25 protein-coding genes are annotated in these 23581 nt (G+C 49.8%); 16 read left to right on the top strand and 9 right to left on the bottom strand.

The window, feature by feature from the left end:
* The first annotated feature begins 45 nt into the window (after nt 1-45).
* From L3J94_00435 to L3J94_00415, 5 genes are all read left to right on the top strand, one after another.
* Nucleotides 46-948, top strand: coding sequence for a class I SAM-dependent methyltransferase (locus tag L3J94_00435; GenBank protein ID MCF6217221.1), 903 nt, complete (start codon nt 46-48; stop codon nt 946-948).
* A 49-nt stretch (nt 949-997) separates the two neighbouring features.
* Complete coding sequence (phnC, locus tag L3J94_00430; protein MCF6217220.1) at nt 998-1759, top strand: phosphonate ABC transporter ATP-binding protein; 762 nt, start codon at nt 998-1000, stop codon at nt 1757-1759.
* A gap of 12 nt (nt 1760-1771) precedes the next feature.
* Complete coding sequence (phnD, locus tag L3J94_00425; GenBank protein ID MCF6217219.1) at nt 1772-2605, top strand: phosphate/phosphite/phosphonate ABC transporter substrate-binding protein; 834 nt, start codon at nt 1772-1774, stop codon at nt 2603-2605.
* A 1-nt stretch (nt 2606) separates the two neighbouring features.
* Nucleotides 2607-3407, top strand: coding sequence for a phosphonate ABC transporter, permease protein PhnE (gene phnE, locus L3J94_00420; GenBank protein ID MCF6217218.1), 801 nt, complete (start codon nt 2607-2609; stop codon nt 3405-3407).
* A 261-nt stretch (nt 3408-3668) separates the two neighbouring features.
* Nucleotides 3669-4217, top strand: a complete 549-nt coding sequence (locus tag L3J94_00415) for a DUF2058 domain-containing protein (GenBank protein MCF6217217.1) — start codon at nt 3669-3671, stop codon at nt 4215-4217.
* 42 nt (nt 4218-4259) lie between these two features.
* Here L3J94_00415 and L3J94_00410 read toward each other — a convergent pair whose 3' ends face one another.
* The 5 genes from L3J94_00410 to L3J94_00390 all read right to left on the bottom strand — a co-directional run bounded on the left by L3J94_00410 (nt 4260) and on the right by L3J94_00390 (nt 8632).
* Complete coding sequence (locus tag L3J94_00410) at nt 4260-4838, bottom strand: LON peptidase substrate-binding domain-containing protein (GenBank protein MCF6217216.1); 579 nt, start codon at nt 4836-4838, stop codon at nt 4260-4262.
* On the bottom strand, nt 4831-5466 hold the full coding sequence (locus tag L3J94_00405; protein ID MCF6217215.1) for a UbiX family flavin prenyltransferase: 636 nt from the start codon (nt 5464-5466) through the stop codon (nt 4831-4833). The genes L3J94_00410 and L3J94_00405 overlap by 8 nt, the downstream gene beginning before the upstream one ends.
* 138 nt (nt 5467-5604) lie before the next feature.
* On the bottom strand, nt 5605-6672 hold the full coding sequence (locus tag L3J94_00400) for a hypothetical protein (protein ID MCF6217214.1): 1068 nt from the start codon (nt 6670-6672) through the stop codon (nt 5605-5607).
* Nucleotides 6673-6744: 72 nt separating this feature from the next.
* Nucleotides 6745-8130: a UDP-N-acetylmuramate:L-alanyl-gamma-D-glutamyl-meso-diaminopimelate ligase gene (gene mpl, locus L3J94_00395; GenBank protein ID MCF6217213.1), complete on the bottom strand. Its 1386-nt coding sequence runs from the start codon at nt 8128-8130 to the stop codon at nt 6745-6747.
* A 13-nt stretch (nt 8131-8143) separates the two neighbouring features.
* Nucleotides 8144-8632 (bottom strand): hypothetical protein, encoded by a 489-nt coding sequence (locus tag L3J94_00390; protein ID MCF6217212.1) that lies wholly within the window; start codon nt 8630-8632, stop codon nt 8144-8146.
* A 154-nt stretch (nt 8633-8786) separates the two neighbouring features.
* Here L3J94_00390 and rnd point away from each other — a divergent pair, with 154 nt between their 5' ends.
* Nucleotides 8787-9938 carry a ribonuclease D gene (gene rnd, locus L3J94_00385; GenBank protein MCF6217211.1) on the top strand — a complete coding sequence of 384 codons (1152 nt, stop codon included), beginning with the start codon at nt 8787-8789 and terminating at the stop codon, nt 9936-9938.
* On the opposite strand, the gene L3J94_00380 is transcribed toward rnd, so the two are convergent.
* Nucleotides 9935-10528: a class I SAM-dependent methyltransferase gene (locus tag L3J94_00380; protein ID MCF6217210.1), complete on the bottom strand. Its 594-nt coding sequence runs from the start codon at nt 10526-10528 to the stop codon at nt 9935-9937. The two genes, rnd and L3J94_00380, sit on opposite strands and share 4 nt — an antisense overlap.
* A 6-nt stretch (nt 10529-10534) precedes the next feature.
* Complete coding sequence (gene apaG, locus L3J94_00375) at nt 10535-10918, bottom strand: Co2+/Mg2+ efflux protein ApaG (protein MCF6217209.1); 384 nt, start codon at nt 10916-10918, stop codon at nt 10535-10537.
* 197 nt (nt 10919-11115) lie between these two features.
* On the opposite strand from apaG, the gene L3J94_00370 reads away from it, so the two are divergent.
* From L3J94_00370 to L3J94_00325, 10 genes are all read left to right on the top strand, one after another.
* Entirely contained in the window at nt 11116-13092 is a 1977-nt protein-coding gene (locus tag L3J94_00370; GenBank protein ID MCF6217208.1) for a bifunctional aldolase/short-chain dehydrogenase, read from the top strand.
* A 381-nt stretch (nt 13093-13473) separates the two neighbouring features.
* Nucleotides 13474-14898: a cytochrome-c oxidase, cbb3-type subunit I gene (ccoN, locus tag L3J94_00365; protein MCF6217207.1), complete on the top strand. Its 1425-nt coding sequence runs from the start codon at nt 13474-13476 to the stop codon at nt 14896-14898.
* Between the two features lie 14 nt (nt 14899-14912).
* Nucleotides 14913-15578: a cytochrome-c oxidase, cbb3-type subunit II gene (ccoO, locus tag L3J94_00360; protein MCF6217206.1), complete on the top strand. Its 666-nt coding sequence runs from the start codon at nt 14913-14915 to the stop codon at nt 15576-15578.
* Nucleotides 15575-15793 (top strand): cbb3-type cytochrome c oxidase subunit 3, encoded by a 219-nt coding sequence (locus tag L3J94_00355; GenBank protein MCF6217205.1) that lies wholly within the window; start codon nt 15575-15577, stop codon nt 15791-15793. The genes ccoO and L3J94_00355 overlap by 4 nt, the downstream gene beginning before the upstream one ends.
* The gene (gene ccoP, locus L3J94_00350) at nt 15780-16634 is read left to right on the top strand and encodes a cytochrome-c oxidase, cbb3-type subunit III (GenBank protein ID MCF6217204.1); all 855 of its coding nucleotides are present in this window, start codon (nt 15780-15782) and stop codon (nt 16632-16634) included. The genes L3J94_00355 and ccoP overlap by 14 nt, the downstream gene beginning before the upstream one ends.
* A gap of 431 nt (nt 16635-17065) precedes the next feature.
* Nucleotides 17066-18487: a cytochrome c oxidase accessory protein CcoG gene (gene ccoG / locus L3J94_00345; GenBank protein MCF6217203.1), complete on the top strand. Its 1422-nt coding sequence runs from the start codon at nt 17066-17068 to the stop codon at nt 18485-18487.
* A 16-nt stretch (nt 18488-18503) separates the two neighbouring features.
* Complete coding sequence (locus tag L3J94_00340; GenBank protein ID MCF6217202.1) at nt 18504-19037, top strand: FixH family protein; 534 nt, start codon at nt 18504-18506, stop codon at nt 19035-19037.
* Between the two features lie 14 nt (nt 19038-19051).
* Nucleotides 19052-21529, top strand: a complete 2478-nt coding sequence (locus tag L3J94_00335; protein ID MCF6217201.1) for a heavy metal translocating P-type ATPase — start codon at nt 19052-19054, stop codon at nt 21527-21529.
* A gap of 178 nt (nt 21530-21707) precedes the next feature.
* A complete protein-coding gene (ccoS, locus tag L3J94_00330; protein MCF6217200.1) occupies nt 21708-21896 on the top strand; it encodes a cbb3-type cytochrome oxidase assembly protein CcoS in 189 nt (62 codons plus the stop codon).
* Between the two features lie 118 nt (nt 21897-22014).
* Nucleotides 22015-22431 carry a hypothetical protein gene (locus L3J94_00325; protein MCF6217199.1) on the top strand — a complete coding sequence of 139 codons (417 nt, stop codon included), beginning with the start codon at nt 22015-22017 and terminating at the stop codon, nt 22429-22431.
* 171 nt (nt 22432-22602) lie between these two features.
* Here the strand turns inward: L3J94_00325 and L3J94_00320 are convergent, their stop codons facing one another.
* Complete coding sequence (locus tag L3J94_00320; protein MCF6217198.1) at nt 22603-23079, bottom strand: YcgN family cysteine cluster protein; 477 nt, start codon at nt 23077-23079, stop codon at nt 22603-22605.
* A gap of 2 nt (nt 23080-23081) precedes the next feature.
* On the bottom strand, nt 23082-23504 hold the full coding sequence (locus L3J94_00315; GenBank protein MCF6217197.1) for an HIT domain-containing protein: 423 nt from the start codon (nt 23502-23504) through the stop codon (nt 23082-23084).
* Nucleotides 23505-23581: the final 77 nt, after the last annotated feature.

Below are 23581 nucleotides of genomic sequence, written 5' to 3'. Positions count from 1 at the left end.
GATCCGTGTTATTGAGCGTGTTACATGTAGTGTACACTACGACAAATGATTGAATATATCGACTTTTCTCCTCAGCAGATCGACAACGTAGAGCAGGCGCGGCGGCTATTTCATGGTCGTGGTCATCGTTATCCGGGTTGGGAGCACCTCGCTATCGATTGGTTGCCACCGGTGGTGTTGATCACCCTCTATAAAGAAGAGCCACACGATAATTTGATGGCGCTGGCCGAGCAGTTAATGGCACGACTGGCGGGTTGTCGCTCAGTGCAGGTGCAGTTTCGCTGTCGGTCGGGGTCACCGACTGAGCGGTTGCGGGGTGTGGCGATTGAGCAGTTGACGGTTGAGGTTGCGGGGTTGAAGTTTCAACTGCAACTTGGGCGCAGACAAAATTGTGGGCTGTTCTTGGATATGAGTAACGGCTGGCAGTGGTTGCGAGAGCGGGCAGAGGGTAAGCGAGTACTCAATCTGTTCTCGTATACTTGCGCCTTTTCTGTGGCTGCAATAGCGGGTGCTGCTGAGTCGGTTGTGAATGTGGATCTTAGTAAGGCGGCGCTCAGTCGTGGTCGAGATAACCATCGCTTGAATGGCCAAGATACCGGCAAGGTGATCTTTCAAGGTGTGAATATTTTTAAGTCATTCTCACGCCTTAAAAAATATGCCCCTTATGACTTGCTGGTGTGTGATCCGCCGCTGTTTCAAAAGGGTAGTATTGACCTAAAACGAGACTATAAGAAAATTATTCGGCGTATTCCAGAGTTGATGCGTCCGGGTGGTTTGATGATGCTCTGTTTGAATGCGCCAGAGCTGGATGAGTCATTCCTACATGAGACCGTAGCGCAAGCGTGTCCGTCATGTCGCTACCTAGAGCAGATAGCGCCGCCCGAAGTATACGTTGAGGCGCAGCCTGGCAAAGGGCTAAAAGTGTTGATTTTCGTTTACGATGGCTGATTTTTTTTATGCAACATGACGTGTGCGCTAATTTGGTTATGAGGCCCTGATGATTCAACTGCAACAACTTACAGTCACCTACCCCGGAGCCTCTCAGGCTGCGCTGCTACCGACCTCGCTGACTTTTCAACCGGGCGAGCTGGTAGGGCTGTTGGGTGCTTCGGGGGCGGGCAAGTCAACTCTGTTGCGGGCGATTAATATGTTAGTCAGGCCGACGGCGGGTCAACTTGTGGTGAATAATCAGCTGATACACAGCGGGTGCTCACTGCAACAGCACCGCCGTAACAGTGCGATGATATTTCAGCAACATCAACTGCTACTGCAGCAGAGTGCACTGAAAAATGTGCTGTTGGGCCGGTTGGGCTACTACAGCTCTTTGCGTAGTCTGCTGCCGATGTCAAAGGGTGATAAAGAGTTTGCACTCTACTGCTTGGAGCGCGTGGGGCTGCTGGATAAAGCACTTGAGCGGACGGATCGTCTCAGTGGTGGCCAACAACAGCGGGTAGGTATTGCTCGTGCCTTGGCGCAGCAACCCAAAGTGATTCTTGCGGATGAGCCGGTGGCCAGCCTCGATCCTGTCTCCTCTGAGCAGGTGTTGGGGCTGCTGCGTGATATTTGCAAAGAGGATGGTATCACTGCAATTGTCAGCCTGCACCAACTGGTGTTGGCAAAACAGTTTGCAGAGCGTATTGTGGCCCTCTCTGCAGGTGAGGTGGTGCTCGATGGCCCGCTTAATGAGCTGGACGAGACTCAGCTGGCCACCATCTATCCGCAGGGTTGTGTAACCCGAGCCCACGGGGTTGAATCATAAAAGAGAGAGAAGATGTTACAAAAGTGGATATTAATGATGGTATTGACCACGCTGCCCTTGCTTGCGGCAGTGGCGGATAATCCTGATACCCTGAAAGTCGCACTGTTACCCGATGAAGATGCGGCGACTATTATTAAAAAGCATCAAGTATTCAAAGCCTATCTTGAGCGTGTGCTGGATAAAAAAATTGAGCTGATCGTCACCACTGATTACTCATCCATGGTTGAAGCGATGCGCCATGCGCGAATTGATCTAGGCTACTTTGGCCCGTTCTCCTACATCATGGCTAAATCGAAAAGCAATATTGAAGCATTTGCCGCCAAGAGCACCCAGGGAACCCCCCATTATCAGGCGCTACTGATCGTCAATGCGGAGAAAGGAATCAGCCACTACGCCGATATCAAAGGGTACGACGTGGCGTATGGTGATCCCGCGTCAACCTCCTCTCATCTGATCCCTAAGTCGATGTTGCTGGCGGCGGGGCTTCGGGCGGGTGTGGATTATAATCAGCACTTTTTGGGTGCTCATGATGCGGTGGCAATGGCGGTGCAGCGGGGGCATGCAGCGGTGGGCGGCCTTTCCAAGCCTATTTTTGAGACATTGATTGCCCGGGGTTTAATTGATGCCCGAAAAGTAGTGGTGTTCGCAGAATCCAAACCTTTTCCACAATACCCTTGGGTGATGCGCAGCGACTTGGATGAGGTGCTTAAGGCACAGATCAGAGATGCCTTTTATACGCTAAAGGATAAACAGGTGTTGGCAGCATTTAAGGCGGATGGCATGGTCGCCGTCAGTGATGCTGACTACGACGTGGTGCGTCAGCTAAAACATGAGCTCAAGCTGTAGAATGTCTAAACCGCGTTATCACGCCATATTGCAACAGCTGCGTAAACAGCGCCGGCGGCAGGGCTTGCAACTGAGCCTGTTGCTGGTCGTGATCTTACTCTGTGGCTATTTTGTTGGGTTGTTTGATGCTGCGCGACTGTTGGAAGGCATTCCCAGTCTGTGGTTGATGGCGCAGGAGAGCTTCCCCCCGGATGCGAGCGAGTGGCAAAGTTGGTTAAAGCCGCTGTTCGAAACCGTGGCGATGAGCGTTGTCGGCACCGCGTTAGCCTTTTTAATGGCGCTGCCGCTCGGTGTTCTTGCTGCACGCAATACCTCACCCCATCCACTGATCTACTTGGCTGTTCGTGGCCTGCTCAACCTGTTGCGTGCCATACCCGAGTTGGTGATGGGGATTCTGTTTGTCGCTGCGGTCGGCTTTGGCGCGTTGCCCGGAGTGCTGGCACTCGCCTTTCACTCCATCGGTATGGTGGGCAAGTTCATTGCCGAGGCGATTGAACATGCTGATAATGGCCCCATTGAAACGGTACGCTCCACCGGAGCCACCCCCTTTCAAGTGATCAGCCATGGGGTGTTGCCGCAGGTCATTCCCCAGTTGCTGGATCTGGCTATCTATCGATGGGAATATAATTTTCGCGCCTCCACAGTAATGGGAATGGTGGGCGCAGGAGGAATTGGCCTGGAGCTAATGAGCGCGCTAAGGTTGATGAACTACGATGTGGTGGCCGCCATTTTACTGCTCATTTTGATCACGGTCACTTTGGTCGACACAGCCGGCGCGGTATTGCGCAAGCGCTATAAGTAGCGCCGGGTTTTCGGGTATGTACCTTGATGCAAAGGCCTCATACAGTATAATCACCACTGGGTACCCAGTACATCAACCCTTCGGGCGATTCTGTGGCACTCCGCCTCGGCGTTATAGCGCTGGTCAAGGGAATAATAACCACTACCTGCGAGCTATGCCTTGTTGCGAAATGCCACAGAATCGCTGACTAGGCAATATAAGAGGGTTGATATGCTAGCATGCCCCCACTCATTTTTGATTAAACAATTAAGAGCAAAGCACATGGCAGGTTCACTATTTGATCAGCTGAAAAAAGCCGGTTTGGTTGATGAGAAAAAAGCCAAGAAGGCTAAGCAGCAAAAATATCAGCAAACCAAACAGAAAAAAGGCAAAAAGGGGCGTGTCATTGAAGATGATGCCGCTCTCGCCGCACAGCAAGCGCAGCAACAAAAAGTGGCGCGTGATCGCCAACTCAACCAGCAGCAACAACAGCAGCAGGCGAAAAAGGCAGAACAAGCCGCACTTCGCCAGCTGATTGATAGCCACCGGCTAAGTGGTTGCGAAGGTGAAGAATGCTTTAATTTTGTTGATGGCAAACGGGTAAAAACACTCCATGTTAAGCCCGCTATTCAGCGCCAGCTAGCCGAGGGTGATGTACGAATAGCTCGGTTTAATAGCGGTTACGCCCTGTTGCCCAAGGCGGCGGCAGAGAAGATTTTGCAACGAGATGCCGCGATATTGATACCACTGCCCGTAGCGGATGAAACACGGTCAAAAGAAGAAGATGATCACTATTCACAATTTGAAGTACCGGATGACCTGAGCTGGTAAAGGTTACCTGCCGTAGGAGCCATCTTCAGATGGCGATGATGGTTATTTTTCTGTCAGTATTTCACGAATTCGAATCAGGCGCTGAATCGGGTCTTCCATCTCCAGCATGGTCTGTTTCTCTTGCAGGCCGATGGGTAGCAGTTCAGCTAGTCGGGCACTGACCCAGGTGGCACTGTTATAGTGTTTTGGCAGGCTGGTATAGGGGTGCCCCAATTCATTGAATATATCGCTGAGTATGTTGCGAAAGTCTTCGAATTCATCAGGCAAGGTGAGCTCGTCGGTGAGTGGTAACAGTTGAATCTCAGCGGTGGTGAGTTGATTGGATTCTACTTCACTGCTGAGGATGCGAAAGCGCTGTTTTCCTCGGGCGGTGATGCCCAGGCAGCCATCTTTGAGTTGCTGGAAATAACTGATCTCCACCAGGGTGCCGACGTTGAAGGTGGCGGCGGCATCACCGACCTCTGAGCCATCACTGATCAGGCAGATGCCGAAGTTACTTTTGTGGCGCATACATTGGCTGATCATGTCGAGGTAGCGGCTTTCAAAAACACGCAGTGGCAGCGCTCCGCCAGGAAAGAGTACGGAGTGGAGCGGGAACAGCGGTATGCGTAATTTATCCATCGTATTTTTCACCCCAGCGAGGCATCAGTTGTTGTTGGATTTGTAACTGATCAAGTATGCGGGCAACCACGAAATCGATCAAGTCGCTGATTTTGGCTGGGCGGTGATAAAAGCCGGGGCTGGCGGGCATTATCAGGCATCCCATGCGTGATAGTTTTAGCATGTTTTCTAGGTGAATGGCGGAGAGGGGCATCTCCCGGGTTACCAGGATTAGCTTTTTCTGCTCTTTGAGCATGATGTCAGCGGCCCGCTCGATCAGGTTATTGCTGGCCCCGCAGGCAATGGCGGAGAGGGTGCCGGTGGAGCAGGGGCAGATCACCATTGCACGCGGTGCGTTGGAGCCACTGGCAACGGGTGCCATCCACTGCTCTTTGCCAAATACCTGAAGTTGTCCCTCTTTTGCACCGAAGTGGCGGCTCAGCTGCTGTTGCAGCTCTGCTGGGCGGGATTTTATTTTGAGGTCTGTTTCTGTTGCGATGACCACTTGCGCTGCTTGAGAGACCATCAGAAAGACCTGTTGTCCCGCTTGAATCAGACATTCGAGTAGCCGCAAGCCATAGCAGGCACCGGATGCACCGGTAATTGCGAGGGAGATGCTCTGTCTGCTGTTATCTGTTAAATAAGCCATTTAAAGTTTGGGTGCTTTTTATAAGGGTTGGGCCAATATAGTCGAGTTGTCGCTTGTGTACACGTTATTTTAGAGATGGGTGAATGGCGGTGTGAAAGGTGGCTGCTGTTTTTGTGCTTTATGGGTCGAAAGATTTCACTACAATTCGATACCCGTTTGTATCAGCAGGCCAAGGGTGTAGCTTTGGCTGGGTTTGAGGCTATCGAGTTGTACTTGAAGCTTGAACGCGTCATTTTCATAGGCGAAGCCGAAAGCTTGGGTGTTAAGGGTGTAGAGGAGTGTTAGGTTCTGTTTGCCAAATATGCGGTGGCTGATACCGATACGATAAAAATTTTGTACTTCGCTACCGACTATCTGGGCATGCAGTCGGTTGCGGGAGCTGTAGTGGTGTTCAAGCTCGGCCTGCCACAAGATGGAGAGCTGTTGGCGGTAGGTTGCTGTTTCTGTATTACCGTTTAGTGCTTGGTTGACCGTAACATAGCCGTTCTCATCATAGCTTTTATCATCGGATGCGAGGGTGCCCGTGCTGTAGGGGCTGTTTTTCCATTTTATATAGCCTGCCAGGTTTCGAACTTGGAGTGAGAGCTGGTTGTTGCGGTTGATCTCCCAGTGAGCTGACAGATCCAGCGCAATGCCTTCTCCCTTTATCGACTCAACCACGCTGTTGAAGACTCTGTCTTCGGAGTAGCGATAGTCGATTTGTAAATTATCGTAGTCATAATCACGGTCACTGAGGGCTGTGACGCTGCCGCTGATGCGCCCTGACTGGAAATCGCTCCCTTTCATAAGGTGCGCGCCCAGTTGGAGTGAGATGTTTTGGTGTGGTTGCAGGCGATGAAATAGACGCACGCCTTCGGTGGTATAGGCATTGATCTGGTAGTCCATCTCATAGCGCCTGTCGGCTTCAAGAGGGCGCCTGTTTTGCGTGAGATAGTGGAACTCGGCCATATCACCCGAGAATTGCATCTGCACATATTGCTGCTGCACAATGGAAAGTCCCCACTGCTGGTTATGTACTCCCGCCTCTAGCCATGTATAACCGATGACGCTGTTTTTTTCTTGGAAGCCGGATGCCCACTCGCCAGTAAATTCACTATAGGGCACTGGGCCGCTATAAACAAAGCCCTCCATGTCGAGGTAGCTTTCCAGCGCGCTAAGCGAGGAGCTACTGAGCAGGAGTATTATGAGGAGGCAGATGCGGGGCATTATAAGTCGAAGGGGTCGCCTAATTTGTTGTATCAAGGGTGGTCTGATGGGTCGTTGATCGGCTGATTTTGCTTATTCCTTTAAATTAATGGTGGTTTTGCTCTCCTCGGCTAAAGCATCCAGCAATAGGGCGTGTATATTGCCAAAGCCACCGTTGCTCATGATGAGAATGTGGTCGCCGCTCTGTGCATGGTGTTGCAAGTATTCAACGATGGTGGACACCTCGTCAAACACCTTGCCACTGCCCGCCAGTGACTCCGCCATCTGCTTAATGTCCCAGCTGACTGTTTCGGGTTGGAGTATCAAAACGTCATTGGCCTCTTTTAAGCTGTTGGCCAGTGTCTCTTTATGCACCCCCATACGCATGGTATTGGAGCGTGGCTCCATGACCGCAATGATACGCGCTTCTCTGCCTACCCGTTGTCGCAAGCCATTAAGGGTGGTGGCAATGGCGGTGGGGTGGTGGGCAAAGTCATCATAAACCGAAATATTGTTGCAGCTGCCGCACAGCTCAAGCCGTCGTTTGACACCCGCGAACTGACACATGGCCATGACGGCATCGCTGGCACGAATGCCAGCGTGGCGTGCGGCAGCAATGGCTGCCAGGGCGTTGAAGATGTTGTGCTGACCAATTAACTCCCACTCGATGCGACCAATTAGTTTCTCTTCAAAATAGACATCAAAGGCTGAGCCGTCAGGCGCTTGGTTGCGTGCTTCCCAGCCTTGAGGTGAGGCGATTAACTCTTGTGGTGTCCAGCAGCCGGTTGCGAGGGTTTGGTGGATATGTGACTCATTGTCGGGAAAAATAATACGCCCATTGCTGGGTATGGTGCGGACCAGGTGGTGGAACTGCTGCTTGATGTCATCAATGCTTGAGAAGATATCGGCATGATCAAACTCCAGGTTGTTGATGACCAGTGTGCGTGGTTGGTAGTGGACAAATTTTGAGCGCTTGTCAAAGAAGGCGGTATCGTATTCATCGGCTTCGACCACGAAAAAAGGTGCAGCTCCCAGGCGTGCAGAGATATTAAAGTTCCGGGCGACACCGCCAATCAGAAAGCCGGGGTTAAAGCCTGCGTGCTCTAAAATCCAGGCGACCATTGAACTGGTGGTGGTTTTGCCGTGGGTGCCGGATATTCCGATAACCCAGCGTTGGGGCAGAATATGCTCAGCTAAAAAGGCGGGGCCAGAGCAGTAACGCATGCCGCGGTTGAGGACTAATTCAACCAGTGGATTGCCCCGCGACATGGCGTTGCCGATCACCACCAGGTCTGGCTCTGGCTCGAGGTGGGTGGGGTGGAAGCCCTCTTTTATCTGGATGCCTGCCTGCTCAAGTTGAGTGCTCATAGGAGGGTATATGTTGGTGTCTGAGCCGCTGACGAGGTGCCCCATCTGTTGGGCCAGCTGAGCAATGCCCCCCATAAAAGTCCCGCAAATGCCGAGTATGTGAATATGCATGGTCTCTATCCGTTTAACGTGTGAGTAGCGATGAGATGGCTAGATAGGTGATAGCGATGGCGATACCGGCAATCAATGGCAGGTTAAGCGCATGACGCAAAATATTGCCCAGTATCGCAAGGTTCCATAGGCCCAGAGTGGTAATGGCGGTGGCTAGCAGTGGCCCCGCCTGTTTATCCATTGCCAGATAGATGATTGCTAAGGGTGTAATGGCCAGGTTAAATAGTATACCGCTACCGTAGATTGCGCTGAGGGTCTGGTTGATACGTTCGCGCTTGCCTAATAATTGTAAGGGGACGACAGCGAGCAGTGCCAGAAACAGGGTGTCAAACAGTGTGGCCAAGAGTGAGTCTACGCTGGGTTCAATTGATATTGAGAGTGCAATGCCAATTGAGAAATAGCCGATAAGGGTGCTATTACGCAGCCAGCTTGAGGCCGGTAGGTGTTGGGGGCCATTGCGGAACAGGCAGAGGTCGATAAAGGCTTTAAGTAATCGATTCATATAAGGAAATAACGGCGTTAGCCTCTGTTATAGTGGAGCCATAGTAACTCAAAAAAGCGACTGACTGAAACCAGCCGTATGTGAATTAACCAAAATCCAAATCCATGCGCGTTGCTGTGTATGGATTTTGGTAAATAGAGAGGGTCATTTTGCCATGCAGGCACACTATATTGATACGCCAGAACAACTTCAGCAGCTGTGCCAGCAGCTTAAGGGTGCTTCTGTGGTGGTGCTGGATACCGAGTTTATGCGCGAGAAGCACTACTACGCGCAGTTTTGTCTGCTTCAACTAGCGACAGATGAGGTGATTGCGTGTGTTGATCCGCTGGCGATTGAAGATTTAACGCCGCTCATGGAGGTACTCTATGACGAGAAGATGATTAAAGTATTCCACGCGGCGGGTCAGGATTTGGAGCTGTTTTTTGATGCGTATGGCAAGCTGCCAAAGCCACTCTTTGATACCCAAATTGCCGCAGCTTTGCTGGGGCACGGTAACCAGATTGGCTATGGCAACTTGGTGCAGGCGGTGCTTGATGTGAGCTTGGATAAGTCCCATAGTCGCACTGACTGGCTATTGCGTCCGCTGGATGAGGCGCAGCTGGAGTATGCTGCCGATGATGTGCGTTATCTACTGCCGGTGTACCACCGTCTGGTTGATGAGCTGGCCGAGCGGGGTCGTAGTGAGTGGTTGGCTCGTGATTTTATGGCGTTGGCAGATGAGGCGCGCTATCAAAAAGATGATAATCAGCTCTGGCAGCGGATACGCGGTGCGAATCGGCTCAAGCCACCTCAATTGGCGATTTTGCGTGAGCTGGCAGCCTGGCGTGAGCACGTTGCCCGCGAGAAAAATAAACCGCGTAAGTGGATATTGTCGGATGATGTGATGCTGGATGTGGCGCGCCATGCCCCGGCGGATCTTACTCGGCTTGCGCGTATTCGCGGGCTTAATGAGAATAGTGTTCGTCAGTGGGGTGAGTCACTGCTGGCGCTGGTTGTGAAGGGGCAGGCGGTTGCTCGGGAAGCGTGTCCCTCCTTTCCGAAAAAGAGAACCCCAACGGTTCATCAGGAGGCGCAGGCTGACTTGTTGATGTCGGTGGTGCGGATGGTGGCGGCAGAGAGTCGTATCGCCATGGCGTCATTGAGCAGCCGTAAAGAGGTTGAGGCGCTGGTGATGGGTGACCAGGAGCAGGCGCTGTTGCAAGGGTGGCGTGGAGAGTTGCTGGGGAGACCACTTCTTGCGGTACTTAATGGTGAATCAATACTGAAAATTCGCGATGGTATGGTCGAACTACAGGCCACTCGCTAGGCTTTTTCGAGTGTGATCATGCGAAACCAGCCATTGAAAAGTGCCGGTTTGTTGTTCACCAGTTTCAGTGAAGGGCAGTGGGGAAGCAGTGCTTCAAACACCACATCAAGGGGTGTAGCGACCATACCGGTCAGTGGGCTGATAAGTCGGCGTAATGGTGCGGGGCGCTCTGGGGGTATGAATTTATCGAGGATAAAGATGTGCCCCCCAGGCTTTAAAATACGTTCAGCCTCTTTTAGCGCCTGTAATGGGTCGGGGACGACCGCCAGAATGAGGTGCATGATAACGTGATCAAACCGTTGTGATGGGAAGGGTAGTCGCATCACATCTCCTTGATACAGGCTTAGATCACTCCGGGAGTAGTGTTGCGCGCGCTCGAGCATGGCAAGGGTAATATCAACGCCATGGTAGTGGGGGCCATTTGGCAATAATGGAATATCCAGGCCACTGCCTATGCCGCTGATGAGTATGTGCTCTCCCGGCTTGGCGCTCAATTGTTGCAGACTTTTTTGGCGCGCCGGTTTGGTTACACGGGCGATGAAAAAGTCATAGAGCGGGGCGAGCAAGGTATAGCTTTGTTGTAGTCCCATTTTAAGTTAATGCAGCTGGTGGGGCTGTGAAAGTGTAAATGGCGCTATCTCGGCTTTAAAGAGCGCGCCATCTTCACCCATCATTTGATAGTGGCCTGTCATGTAGCCTATTGGCGTATTGAGCACAGTGCCACTGGTATATTCAAACTGCTCCCCAGGCCTTAAAAAGGGTTGCTTGCCTACGACGCCCTCACCAAATACCTCTTGTTGATTACCCTCAATATCGGTAATTAGCCAGTGGCGGGTTATCAGTTTTGCCGCCATATTTCCATGGTTTTGAATGCAAACAGTATAAGAGAAGGCAAAATACCCCTCTGCCGGAGTGGAGTGTTCGCTGATATAGCGGCTCTTGGTTTTTACATCGATTTTGTGAAGCGGCTCTTTTGGCATATGATCACTCTTTTTGAAGTTATTCGACGAGACTTTTGTGTGATTTATGCTCCGTAGTCTGTACCGGGCTGTGGCTGCACAAAGGTCTTAACTTTCCAATTATAGCGCTAATTCCTGGATAGGTGTGTTACGCAAGCTGTGACTCCTATCTGCTGGTGAGCGTATAGCCAAACACTGTCTGTTGAAAGGGGAATTACATGAAAAGTCTCTGGAGTGATGCCGAGGCAAAACAATATTCATCCGAGCTGGCGCAGCGTGTCTATACGTCACGACTGTTGGGTCGTGACGATAGCTTGGTGCTGCATGGCGGGGGGAATACTTCGGTAAAAATAGTTGAGACCAATTGTGTAGGCGAGCAGCAAGATATCCTGTATGTGAAAGGCTCTGGTTGGGATCTGGTTAGTATCGAAGAGGCGGGTTTTGCGCCGGTGCGTATGGATCACCTATTGAAGCTTGCAAAGCTCCCTTCATTGAGTGATGCAGATATGGTTAATGAGCTAAAAACCCAATGTACAGTGGCCACAGCGCCCTCTCCCTCAGTTGAAACCATTCTGCATGCGACGCTACCTTATAAGTATGTCGATCATACCCATGCGGATGCGGTGTTGAGCCTCTGCAATACGCCGGATGGTGAGCAGGTTATTCGCGAAATTTATGGCGAAGATACCGTCATTATCCCCTATATCATGCCGGGTTTCGACTTGGCACGTGTTTGTGCAGAGCGTTTTGCTGCTGAAGCGAATGAGAAGACTATTGGCATGGTGTTGATGAATCATGGCATCTTCTCTTTTGCTGAGAGTGCCCGTGAGTCATATGAGCGAATGATTGAGCTAGTGGCGCGCTCAGAGGCTTGCCTCGCCTCAAAAGGGGCGTGGCAACTCGATAATATTGCGAAACCCGACCTTACAGATGAATCAAAACGCCTTCCCCATGCCAGGCTGCGTGCGGAACTCTCCACGGTTGCGGGCAAGCCGCAGTTGTTGGCGCATCAAGCCGATGCGGTGAGCGAGGCTTTTTCTCAGCGTGATGATTTGCGTATCATTGCTCAGCAAGGCCCGGCAACCCCGGATCACGTGATTCGAACCAAGCAGCTGCCGCTGCTGGGTGATGATGTGGCTGCCTACGTGGCGGCTTATCAACGCTATTTTGATCAGCATGCTGCGAAGGCCAAGCAGCCTCTCTCCATGTTGAATGCCGTGCCGAAGGTGCTTATTGATAAAGCCCTGGGGCTTTGCACGGTGGGTAGCAGTGCTAAAGAGGTCTCGATTGTTGCTGATATCTATCGCCATACCATTTCGATCATACTGCGCGCAGAGGCATGGAGTCGTTGGCAGGCGCTGCCAAGTGAGGATGTTTTTGAAATGGAATATTGGGCGCTGGAGCAGGCTAAATTGAAAAACAGTGGTACAGCTCCCACCTTTTCCGGGGAAGTTGCTTTGGTGACGGGAGCTGCTTCAGGGATTGGTAGGGCGGCTGTTGATGCGATGTTAGCACGCGGTGCGGCGGTTATTGCGCTGGATATTGATGCGGCAGTCATAACGCATTGGAAGCGTGCCGATGTGCTCGGGTTGGTGTGTGATGTGACTCAGGAGAGTGCCCTGGAAGAGGCGCTTGAGCAAGGTGTGCGGCGTTTTGGTGGTTTGGATATGCTGGTTGTTAATGCGGGTGTTTTTCCAGGTGGTCGCTCTATTGGTGAGTTTGATATGGGTGAGTGGAGAGCGGTTCAACAAGTGAATATCGATGCCAATATGCAGCTGCTTAAAATGGCCCACCCACTATTGAAGCTTGCTCCCAATGGTGGCCGTGTGGTGATGATGGGTTCTAAAAACGTAGCCGCACCTGGCCCAGGTGCCAGCGCTTATTCCGCCTCCAAGGCTGCGTTGACCCAAGTTGCACGGATCGCCGCGCTTGAGTGGAGTGGTGACAATATTCGTGTTAACACGCTGCACCCGGACTGTGTTTTTGACACCGGCATCTGGAGTGATGAGGTGTTGCAGGCGCGTGCGGCCCACTATGGTGTGACGGTAGAGCAGTACAAGCGTAAAAACCTGCTGAAGGTAGAGGTAACCAGCCAGGATGTGGCAGAGCTTGTAGCTGAAAGCTGTGGGCCGTTGTTTGCCAAAATAACCGGGGCACAAATACCGGTTGATGGGGGTAATGATCGCGTTATCTAGCATGAGTTGCTGGGTGGTTAATGATGGCTGAATTGGCTTGCAACGAAGTGCCTGTGTTGAACTAATATTTATCTATCTTGTCGCGCAATGTGACGTGGCATCAGGGCTTGCGCGTCGCCAGATCAAAAACCCACTATAACGCTCTGATTTTATCCGTAAATTTATTATTGAAAAGTAGTCAAAGACAGGCTTGCTTAGCGGTATTAAATCAAGTACGCTGCGGTTAACGCCTAGTCAGCTCATTTAGCTATCAGTTGAAAGTGTTGGGGCTCAGAGGGCACTCTGGGTTTGGGGGTGATAAAAAAAGGTCGCGAATCAATTCATGGCACTATTTTGAAGTGATGAAGCGGAATTTTCTAACAAAGTATGGAGGGAGGCTTCGTGTCTGCAATAACAACCGATGATAAGACATACAATTTTGATGTCGTGCGGGCATTCACCATCTGTGCAGTCGTCTACCTAGTAGTCGGCGCGCTAATTGGTGTTTACATCGCATCAGAACTGGCTTGGCCTATTCTGAATTTCGATAATCCTTATATTACATTTGGACGTTTACGTCCGCTTCACACTAACGTCGTTATTTTTGCTTTTGGTGGTTGTACACTGATGGCGACATCATTTTATGTTGCACAACGTACATGTCATGTACGCCTGTGGAGCGATAAAATGGCATGGTTCACCTTCTGGGGCTGGAACCTGATAATGGTGTTGGCAGTAATAACATTACCGCTTGGTATGACCAGTGGTAAAGAGTACGCAGAGCTGGAGTGGTGGATTGACATCCTCATTGCGGTGGTGTGGTTATCCTATATGTTCAACTTTATTATGACCTTGGCGATCCGTAAAACTTCGCATATCTATGTTGCGAACTGGTTCTTCCTGGGCATGATGATCATGATTACCTATCTACATGTAGGTAACTCGCTGGCAATTCCTGTTGATTTTACTAAATCTTACTCAATGTTTCCTGGTGTTCAGGATGCAATGATTCAGTGGTGGTATGGTCACAACGCAGTAGGTTACTTCCTGACGGCGGGCTTCTTGGGGATTATGTATTACTTCATTCCTAAGCAGGCGAACCTACCTATCTTCTCATATCGTTTGTCAGTTCTTCACTTCTGGGCGCTGATGTTTGGTTATGCTTGGTTGGGTGCTCACCATCTGCACTATACTGCACTTCCTGATTGGACTGGTTCCTTAGGTGCGGCAGTCTCTATCGCAATGATTATCCCATCTTGGGGTGGTGCTCTGAATGGTCTTCTGACTCTTTCAGGTGCATGGCACAAGCTTCGCGATGATTACATCTTGCGCTTCCTGATCATCTCTTTGGCATTCTACGCAATGTCTACCTTTGAGGGTCCTGTTATGTCGGTTAAGACAGTTAATGCGCTGTCACACTATACTGATTGGACAGTTGGCCATGTACACTCAGGTGCACTTGGTTGGGTGGCGATGGTTTCTATCGGTGCGATCTATCATATGGTCGAGCGAATGTGGAATACCAAGATTTATTCTAAAGCGATGATGGGTGCGCACTTCTGGCTTGCAACAATCGGTGCTGTTATCTACGTCTGTGCGATGTGGGTGTCGGGTATCATGCAAGGTCTGATGTGGCGTGCTACAGATGATTACGGTAACTTGACTTATACCTTTGTAGAGTCTGTTGCTGCAATGCATCCGTTCTATGCAATGCGTGCCATCGGTGGAATAATCTTCCTGCTTGGTGCCGTAATCATGCTTTACAACATCGTAATGACGATTCGTAATGCGGATAAGCAACCCAGCATGGCTACCGCTAAGGCGTAAGGAGGAGAAAGATAATGGCTTCTAATAATGAAAAAATGTCTTTCCAGGAAAAGACAGAAACTAATGTATGGCTACTGGTGGCAACACTGGCACTGGGTCTTACTGTCGCGGGTATTGTGGAGATTGTTCCACTGTTCTATCTCCCGCAGACAATGGATGCAGGCTTGACGGAGGAAGAGGATAATATTCGCCCCTATACAGCGCTTGAGCTGGAAGGTCGAGATGTCTACATTCGTGAAGGGTGTTACACCTGCCACTCACAGATGATTCGTCCATTCCGTGACGAGAAAGAGCGTTATGGTCACTACTCGATTGCAGCTGAATCCAAGTATGATCATCCGTTCCAGTGGGGTTCAAAACGAACAGGTCCTGACTTGGCCCGCGTTGGTGGAAAATATTCAGATGAGTGGCATTTCCAGCACTTTATGTGTGCGAAGTGCGTTGTCCCCGATACTGTTATGCCCAACTACGCATGGTTAGCCGATGCTCTTGTTGATCATACGACGACAGCTAAGAAGTTGGCTGCTCTAAGAATGGTTGGCGTACCTTACACAGCAGCAGATGAGGCGGGAGCCGCAGATGCAGTGAAGGGTAAGACAGAGGTGGAGGCGTTAATCGCTTATCTGCAAGTTCTTGGGACTATGGTGAATTTCCAGGAAGGTAAGGACTATCGTAAATGATTGATTCGCTAAGGGAGCATCTATCAACAGACTGGGCGGCGTTGACCTTTATTGACTGGTTTGGCCTGCTGGTAGTTGTGATCTTAGCGACCCTTATGTTCGTTCTCTATGTCTATGTGTTTTCACCGGGCAATAAAGAGAAACTGGAATCATACAGAGATTTTGTCCTTAAAGATGATTTGACCGATGGGGAGAATAACCATGGCAGAAAATAATCAAAACAAAATTCCTGATACCGGCCACGAGTGGGATGGTATTCGTGAGTTGACTAACCCACCGCCACGCTGGTGGAATATTGCATTTGTTATGAGCTTTGTATGGATGGTGGCGTACATCATTATCTATCCATCCATTCCTCTAGTGAATGACTACACCAAGGGTGCTATGGGGTGGTCTGCGTTGCAAGAGTACAAGGATGCCGTTGCTAAAAATGACGCTATCCGCGCACCTTACATCGCAAAGCTTGAGAAGATGAGCGCTGAAGAGATCCTTGGTGATCAAGAGATGAAGAACTTCGCAGACTCCTATACCAAGGCGTTGTTCGGTGATCGGTGTGCATCATGTCACGGCTCAAACGGCCAGGGTGTTGACGACATGTTCCCTGTGTTGAATGATGATGACTGGCTGTATGGCGGTACCCTGCAAGATATAACCGATACGATCGCAGGTGGTCGCCTTGGTTTTATGTCTGCATTTCAGGGGCAGCTTGATGAGGCCGAGTTGGGTCAGCTTGCTGACTTCGTACTCAATGTTTCATCTGGCAAGGCAACGCAAGCAGGTTGGGATGCCTATAACAATGCAGGCTGCTCTGGTTGTCATGCTGAAGATGCCACAGGAAATAAATGGGTGGGCGCACCTAACCTGACCGATAGCATCTGGCGCTTTGGCGGCGGCCGTGATGAAGTCCTTCATACTATTAAGTTTGGTGTAAACCAAGATGGTGTTGAAGGTACACGGAGTGGTGTAATGCCTGGATTTAGCGAAGTGTTGTCAGCGAACGACATTAAGCTTCTGACAGTAAGGGTTTGGTCTCTAGGTGGTGGCCAGACTGAGTAATCTCTTGTTGAGAGGGGCCTCCCCTCTCATCTACACGAAATAAGGAGATAGAAATGGATGCAGTAGCAATATTATCGATACTCTCTGTAGCTGGATCTGCTGTCATCTTGGTCGTTATGGTCATCAAAGGCATTGCCTTGATTAACCAGGATCCACCCGAAGATAAATAAGACCAAGTTGTAGTAGTTGAGTTGACAAAGGGGCTTTTAGCCCCTTTGTTTTTTGTTATGCCCCTTTTTTTATCTGTAGTGATTGATAATCACCTCACCTCTCCGCTTTATTCACCAGCCTTCTGTTTTTTTGGGCTATTCATGCCGCGTTAGTGGCGAAATTATTTATTATGTGGTTGCCGCATATTACTGTATAAACTTACCCTGACCGAGTATAGTATTGGCTCATTGTGTAATAGCCTTGACGGGGTGAATCAGCGAATGGCAGAGCAGCATAAAGAGGAAAAAGTCGCTGGGGATGTTGGCGATATTTACGAAGAGCAACACGTTGTTAACGTGGGTGAAGAGACGATCCATGCTAAGCGCATGGGGGGGCGATTTCGTAAATACAAGGATCTGGTTTGGGTTTTTTGGTTGAGCTACTTGGTCCTGCCTTTCCTGCGTATAGGTGGCGAACAAGTTGTTCTGCTTGATATCCCGGCACGGCAGTTTCACTTCTTTGGTACCACTATCTATCCCCAAGATATTTGGATGCTGACCTTTGTTCTTATTCTGCTAGCCATGATGCTGTTTGGAATTACCGCAATTGCCGGTCGAATATTTTGTGGCTTTTTCTGCTTTCAAACGGTTTGGACTGATTGGTTTGTCTGGATTGAAGAGAAGATCGAAGGTTCCCCACTGCAACGCCGCAAGCTGGATAAAGCACCCTGGAATAGTGAAAAAATCACTAAGCGTGGCATTAAATATACGATATGGGCACTGATTTCATTAATGACAGGCATCAGTTTTGCGGCTTACTTTATGGACTCTTATGAGCTGCTGGAAGATCTGGTAACATTTGATGCCCATATTGCCGCTTGGATTGTGCTACTTTCATTTTTTCTGGGCACCTTTATTCTTGCGGGTTTTATGCGTGAGCAGGTCTGTTTTTGGCTCTGTCCCTATGCTCGAATTCAGTCTGTTATGGTTGATCGAGACTCCATTATCCCATCCTATGATATTGCCCGAGGCGAGCCACGAGGCAGGCTCAAAAAAGGTGTGGATAATGAACAAAAAGGTGATTGTGTCGACTGCAATCAGTGTGTGGCTGTCTGTCCGACAGGCGTTGATATACGTGAAAGTGCACTGCAAGAAGGGTGTATTATGTGCGGTCTCTGTGTCGATGCCTGTGACAAGGTAATGGAGAAGATCGACAAGCCAAAGGGGTTGATTCGCTACGCATCAGACAATGAGATGCAGGGGCATATTCAACCACCAATGATGAAGCGACCACGGGTCATCATCTATTTGGCTATTTCGCTGGGCTCAATATTAGCGATTATCTATGGTTTGGCGAGTATTCCCACACTGGAGATGCATGTGGTGCATGAGCGTCAGCCGCTCTTTGTGAAGATGTCTGATGGCTCTATACAAAACAGCTATACCATTAAGATTTTAAATAAATTGCCCGAGCCGCTTGATGTGAAGGTGACGGTAGACGGTGTTGAGGGCGCTGATATTATTGGTTTGCCCGATATTTTAACGCTGCAGTCTGCCAAGGTTGTCCCCTATACCATTCGTATTAGAGCAATGCAGAATGGTATTCCGGGGGAGAATGTGCCGGTCTATTTTAAGGTTGAAGCTCTAAATGACCCGACTATAAATGAAGAGTATGAGAGCTTCTTTGTCGGCCCCGCTCGCTAGGAAAAGGTTTGAAGATATGAGTGTTAATGAAAGAGAAGATAAGGCGAGTGCCAAAGAGCTCGTTCCTGCATGGAAAAGCCCTTTGGTTTGGGGCATGGCAATATTGGTGACCACCATGTTGGTGGTTAATTTTACGATGATTACCATTGGCCTGAACACCCACACGGGTCTGGTAATTGATGAGTTTTATGCGAAAGGTAAGGCTTATCTGCATGAAGAGGTGAGGCGTGATGAGGTCGCACAACGTTTGCAGTGGCGTATGGTTCTACGAGAGCCCAGCACCCCGAAGCTTAATCAATTGCAGCAGTATCAATTCATACTGAAAGATAAGCAGGGTGAGGCGATCAGTGATGCTACGGTTGAGTTATTCGCCTACCGAGTGAATGATGCCAGTAAAGATTTTACTATGCCAATGAAAGAGATACGCCCCGGTTATTATGCTGTTGAAATTGAATTCAAGCTGCCCGGACACTGGGATTTGATCGTTTCCGCCATGAAGAGTGAGGAGGATGCTCTTGACCTTGCTCAGCGCATCTTTGTACAAGACTAGTCATTGGTATCGACATGGGCAGTGATGTTGATAGCTGTTTTCACTGTGGTTTGGAGATCAAGCCGGACGCGTTGCAGCAGCAGACAATTAGTGGGCAGCTGAAAAGGTTTTGTTGCTCAGGTTGTGCGCTTGTTTGCCAAACCATTCATGACTCCGGTCTGGATGGTTTCTATCAGCGTGTTCGAGAAAATGAGCGGGCCCCTCCCCCTGGCCTGTTGGGCAATTTGGCCCAGTATGATCTTGAAGATATTCAGCAAGAGTTTGTTAAAGCTAATGGCACCCGCCGCGAGGCGATGCTGCTGGTCGAAGGCATCCACTGCGCGGCTTGTGTCTGGCTTATTGAGCGCGCACTCGCCTCACTGGGTGGGGTGTTGGAGGCTGAAGTTAACCTCGCTCACCACCGTTTGCGTGTGCGCTGGGATGAAACTGATCTCAAGCTTTCCGCGATTTTAAAACGACTGGCGGCCATTGGCTACTCTGCCATTCCCTTCGACATGGAAAAACTTGAGGGTCAGCAGCAGAAAGAAAACAGAGCGCTACTCTACCGCATGGCATTTGCGGGTTTTGGTGCTATGAACATGATGTGGCTCTCTATCTCGATATATGCGGCAGATATGTCGGCATCGGGCATGGACCTGGAGCATCGTCATTTTCTGCAACTGATCAGTCTGTTGTTGGCAACCCCCGTGCTGCTCTATTCTGGTTGGCCCTTCCTGAAAGGCGCATTGACGGGCCTTCGTTATCGCCAGATGACAATGGATCTGCCTATTGCAATTGGCGTAATGGTTACTTATCTCTACTCAGTCTGGGCAACCATTAACGGTTACATGGATGTCTACTTTGAAACGGTGGTCAGTTTTCTGTTTATCATCCTTGTGGGGCGGTACATGGAAAAAATGGCCCGCCGCAATGCAACCTCGGCAACCAGTCGTCTAATGGAGTTGCAGCCTCGTTCGGCAACGTTGGTTGTGAAGGGTGAAGAGAAACTGGTTTCGGTGCGGCAGTTGACTGTTGGTGATCAAGTTATTATTCGTCCGGGTGAACGTATTCCTGTTGATGGCATCGTCATCGAGGGTGATAGCGATGTCAATGAGTCTATGCTGACAGGTGAGTCACTGCCGGTTAAGAAAATGATGGGTGGAAAAATTGTTGCTGGCAGTGTGAACGGGCAGGGAACACTGGTTGTTGAGGTGGTCTCGTTGGGGCAGCAAACGGCACTTTCAAAGATTATTCATCTTGTAGAGGCGGCGCAAGGGTCAAAGGCCCCCATACAGTCTATGACGGATCGAGTCGTGCCCTGGTTTGTTCTTACCACGCTGTTGCTGGCGGCGGGGACATTTCTCTATTGGTCATATGCGGCCGACTTCGATGTGGCGATGTTAGCTGCTGTTTCAGTGCTTATTATTACCTGCCCCTGTGCTTTTGGCTTGGCAACCCCGATGAGTATTGCGGTCAGTGTTGGCCATGGCGCAAAAAATGGTCTGCTTGTCCGTAATGGCGCGGCGCTCGAAACACTGGCTACGGCTAACCATGTTGTTTTTGATAAAACGGGCACCATTACTGAGGGGCGCATGGGGGTCGGTGATGTCATCCTTAACGCTGCTGCCGGGGTTGATCGTGAGCAACTGCTGCACTATGCGTTGCTGGCTGAGTCTCGTTCTGAACACCTGGTGGCACGGGCGATCGTCCAACATGCCAAAGATCAGGGAATCTCGACCCATGGCGCTTCCTTGGATAGCTTCACCAGTATGCCGGGCCGTGGTGTGGTCGCTGAAGTGGCGGGGCAAGTAATCCAGATGGGAAGTCGCCGCCTGCTTGAATATATCAATATCAGCTTCCCTGACGATTTACGGCAAGCCTATGATGAAATAGAGGCATCAATGGGTGTGGCTGTGGTGGTGGTGGTTGATGGTGTTGTACTCGGAATTATTAGTGTATTTGATCAGATACGTGAGGGTGCAGTGGCACTGGTCAGAGCGCTTAATGAGCGGAATATTGGCGTAACACTTCTGACGGGTGATAGTCGGGCCGCCGCTGCGGCGGTGGCAAAGCAACTTGGCGGAACATTGGATGTTATTGCTGAAGTGTTGCCTCAAGATAAAGATAATGTCATCGATGAGTTACAAAAACAGGGGAAATCTGTCGTGATGGTTGGTGATGGGGTTAATGATGCCCCTGCACTGGCCCGTGCTGATGTGGGCATTGCGATGGGGTCGGGCACCGATGTATCACTTGAGTGTGCTGACATGGTATTGATGAGTAATCAGCTGATGCGTCTATTGTTTGCATTCGACCTGGCGCAACAGACAATCAGAACCATCAAGCAAAACATCAACCTTTCGCTTGGATATAATGTTATCGTGATACCCACAGCGGTGAGTGCGAGCTTAACGCCGGTGTTTGCCTCTATTGCGATGCCGATAAGCTCTTTACTGGTGATTGGTAACGCCATGTTGATAAAACGTCGTGCTAAGCTTGACTCGGGTGCCTGATCAGGTGGTCTGCGCTCTCACAATGGGATAGTGTGTGGTTATTCGAATTTAAATAGTCGCTAGCAGAGATCTCAACTAACCATCAATGAAGTATTTCGCTCTGGAGCGATTGTCGCTACGGGTCGATTTGCGCGCTGTAAATACACACATTAACTTGTCCAACTGAGGGTCTAGAGTTATGGATGTTATCTATGCATTACTGCCAGCGATGATAATGCTGGCGCTGGTGAGTGTGGCCGTTTTTTTCTGGGCTGCGCGTGCGGGGCAGTATGATGACCTCGAAGGGCCTGCTCATCGGATTCTTGATGATGATGACGACCCAATGTTGCCAATGAATAAACAACATGAAAAGTCAGAAACCAAATAAACAACTCAACTGCCTGGGGTGAATGATGTCAGAATTAAAATATAGTCGACAGGAATTGAAGGCTGCACAGCTACCGCATCAACTGTTTTTGTTTAATATGGTAGGGAATCACGTTCTCATGTCTGTTATCGCATTGAGCAACTCAACCGTTCCCTGGTTAGCACTGATTGTTCCCATTGTCTCTTTGATTATCGTGGGTTTCACCTTTATTCGTGGCATGAGCCAAGTGAATCATGAGAGTGAGTTTATTCGCTGCCATTGGCGAATGGTGATCAAGCGCACTAAGTTATTTATGATTACCTACGCTTTGCTGGCTATTGCCATCGGTCTCGCATGGCTGGTTCATAACTCGATCGAGATTAAAGAGATGGCGTATGCCATTGTTATTGGGCTGGGTATTTTGCCAACAATGGTACTGGTGCTTGTTTTGACCGTTATGGAGTCAGAATCATTGAACAAAGCGACAGCGGGCATATTAGATGACCGAGATCGCGAAAAGTTTTTAGGTGAATCACCGGTGACCCAAGCCGATTAGCGCTTGGTTTTGCCTGCGCAGGCCTAGTCAGGCTTGCGCTTGTTGCCCTCGCTACGCCCTGGTTTTTTTCGCGCTATCGCCCAGTAGACTAGGCCTAAAAGGCCGAAAATAATGATTAACTCAATATATGCGCTCATGCTTCTCTCCTAACAAAATTCTCTTGTCGTTATATTAACAGGGGCTCTCTGCTCTGTGCAGCTTTAATTCCTCTTCTGTGAGGATGAATTCAGCATACTCCCGATCACCCACTTCACACTCATGAATCACCTTGCCGCAAATTGAAATATTGGCCTTTTGAGCGCTATCATGCTCACCACTGACGAGCGGATGCCATGCCAAAAGTGACATACCCTCTGCCAATCGTTTGTAGGCGCAGGTGCTGGGCAACCAGCTTGCGGTTTCAGCAAGTTCCGGCGTAAGTTGGGTGCAATCGGGGGCCAATGAAAAACGATTTTCATAATCACTGCATTGGGCACTACACTTGTCTAATAGATCACAGGCAATGCGGGTCAGGTAGACCTCACCACTCTCCTCATCTTCTAGTTTATTAAGGCAGCAGAGGCCGCAACCGTCACATAGCTGCTCCCACTGTGTGGAGTTCATCTCTTTAAGGGGTGTTGTTAGCCAAAAGTGGGAGGAAGTGCTCATACTCAGGCTGTGGGCACAAAGTGGCTGTCTAGCGCATGGGTGAGTTGTTGAGTAACAACTCTTTGCTCTTCCGCAGTATAGGGTAGTGTCTTATGTCGCCCCCAAATCGGAGCAGGCCAAGATAGATCATTGCGGTAACGCACAACATGGTGAATATGAAGTTGCGCTACGATATTGCCTAGGGATGCGATGTTGATTTTATCGCTATTAAAAGTAGCGGCCAATGCTTTGGATAGTTGGCAAGACTCACAGGTAAGTTGCTGCTGCTGTTGATCGCTGAGTTGGTATATTTCTCGTGCATCAGCCTCTCGAGGCACTAGGATAAACCAAGGATAATTGGCATCATTCATCAGGAGTAATAAACTGAGCTTAAAACTTCCAATGACAGTACAATCGTTATCAAGTCTTGGGTCAAGTTGAAACATGGGGTGCCTGTTTTATTATTAATTAATGGTGGGCACTATTTTATCATGACTTTTTCATAGCGTCCTTAATCGTCAAA

Source organism: Gammaproteobacteria bacterium (assembly GCA_021647245.1).
In the GTDB taxonomy this organism is placed as follows: Bacteria; Pseudomonadota; Gammaproteobacteria; order RBG-16-57-12; family RBG-16-57-12; genus JAFLJP01.
Note: the sequence above shows the minus strand (reverse complement) of the source record. Positions and strands in the feature narration are given on the sequence as shown.

What these genes read in the sequence shown, in the direction of transcription:
- L3J94_00435 (MCF6217221.1), top strand. Translation starts at nt 46, where the DNA reads ATGATTGAATATATCGACTTTTCTCCTCAGCAGATCGACAACGTAGAG.
- phnC (MCF6217220.1), top strand. Translation starts at nt 998, where the DNA reads ATGATTCAACTGCAACAACTTACAGTCACCTACCCCGGAGCCTCTCAG.
- phnD (MCF6217219.1), top strand. Translation starts at nt 1,772, where the DNA reads ATGTTACAAAAGTGGATATTAATGATGGTATTGACCACGCTGCCCTTG.
- phnE (MCF6217218.1), top strand. Translation starts at nt 2,607, where the DNA reads ATGTCTAAACCGCGTTATCACGCCATATTGCAACAGCTGCGTAAACAG.
- L3J94_00415 (MCF6217217.1), top strand. Translation starts at nt 3,669, where the DNA reads ATGGCAGGTTCACTATTTGATCAGCTGAAAAAAGCCGGTTTGGTTGAT.
- L3J94_00410 (MCF6217216.1), bottom strand. Translation starts at nt 4,838, where the DNA reads ATGGATAAATTACGCATACCGCTGTTCCCGCTCCACTCCGTACTCTTT.
- L3J94_00405 (MCF6217215.1), bottom strand. Translation starts at nt 5,466, where the DNA reads ATGGCTTATTTAACAGATAACAGCAGACAGAGCATCTCCCTCGCAATT.
- L3J94_00400 (MCF6217214.1), bottom strand. Translation starts at nt 6,672, where the DNA reads ATGCCCCGCATCTGCCTCCTCATAATACTCCTGCTCAGTAGCTCCTCG.
- mpl (MCF6217213.1), bottom strand. Translation starts at nt 8,130, where the DNA reads ATGCATATTCACATACTCGGCATTTGCGGGACTTTTATGGGGGGCATT.
- L3J94_00390 (MCF6217212.1), bottom strand. Translation starts at nt 8,632, where the DNA reads ATGAATCGATTACTTAAAGCCTTTATCGACCTCTGCCTGTTCCGCAAT.
- rnd (MCF6217211.1), top strand. Translation starts at nt 8,787, where the DNA reads ATGCAGGCACACTATATTGATACGCCAGAACAACTTCAGCAGCTGTGC.
- L3J94_00380 (MCF6217210.1), bottom strand. Translation starts at nt 10,528, where the DNA reads ATGGGACTACAACAAAGCTATACCTTGCTCGCCCCGCTCTATGACTTT.
- apaG (MCF6217209.1), bottom strand. Translation starts at nt 10,918, where the DNA reads ATGCCAAAAGAGCCGCTTCACAAAATCGATGTAAAAACCAAGAGCCGC.
- L3J94_00370 (MCF6217208.1), top strand. Translation starts at nt 11,116, where the DNA reads ATGAAAAGTCTCTGGAGTGATGCCGAGGCAAAACAATATTCATCCGAG.
- ccoO (MCF6217206.1), top strand. Translation starts at nt 14,913, where the DNA reads ATGGCTTCTAATAATGAAAAAATGTCTTTCCAGGAAAAGACAGAAACT.
- L3J94_00355 (MCF6217205.1), top strand. Translation starts at nt 15,575, where the DNA reads ATGATTGATTCGCTAAGGGAGCATCTATCAACAGACTGGGCGGCGTTG.
- ccoP (MCF6217204.1), top strand. Translation starts at nt 15,780, where the DNA reads ATGGCAGAAAATAATCAAAACAAAATTCCTGATACCGGCCACGAGTGG.
- ccoG (MCF6217203.1), top strand. Translation starts at nt 17,066, where the DNA reads ATGGCAGAGCAGCATAAAGAGGAAAAAGTCGCTGGGGATGTTGGCGAT.
- L3J94_00340 (MCF6217202.1), top strand. Translation starts at nt 18,504, where the DNA reads ATGAGTGTTAATGAAAGAGAAGATAAGGCGAGTGCCAAAGAGCTCGTT.
- L3J94_00335 (MCF6217201.1), top strand. Translation starts at nt 19,052, where the DNA reads ATGGGCAGTGATGTTGATAGCTGTTTTCACTGTGGTTTGGAGATCAAG.
- ccoS (MCF6217200.1), top strand. Translation starts at nt 21,708, where the DNA reads ATGGATGTTATCTATGCATTACTGCCAGCGATGATAATGCTGGCGCTG.
- L3J94_00325 (MCF6217199.1), top strand. Translation starts at nt 22,015, where the DNA reads ATGTCTGTTATCGCATTGAGCAACTCAACCGTTCCCTGGTTAGCACTG.
- L3J94_00320 (MCF6217198.1), bottom strand. Translation starts at nt 23,079, where the DNA reads ATGAGCACTTCCTCCCACTTTTGGCTAACAACACCCCTTAAAGAGATG.
- L3J94_00315 (MCF6217197.1), bottom strand. Translation starts at nt 23,504, where the DNA reads ATGTTTCAACTTGACCCAAGACTTGATAACGATTGTACTGTCATTGGA.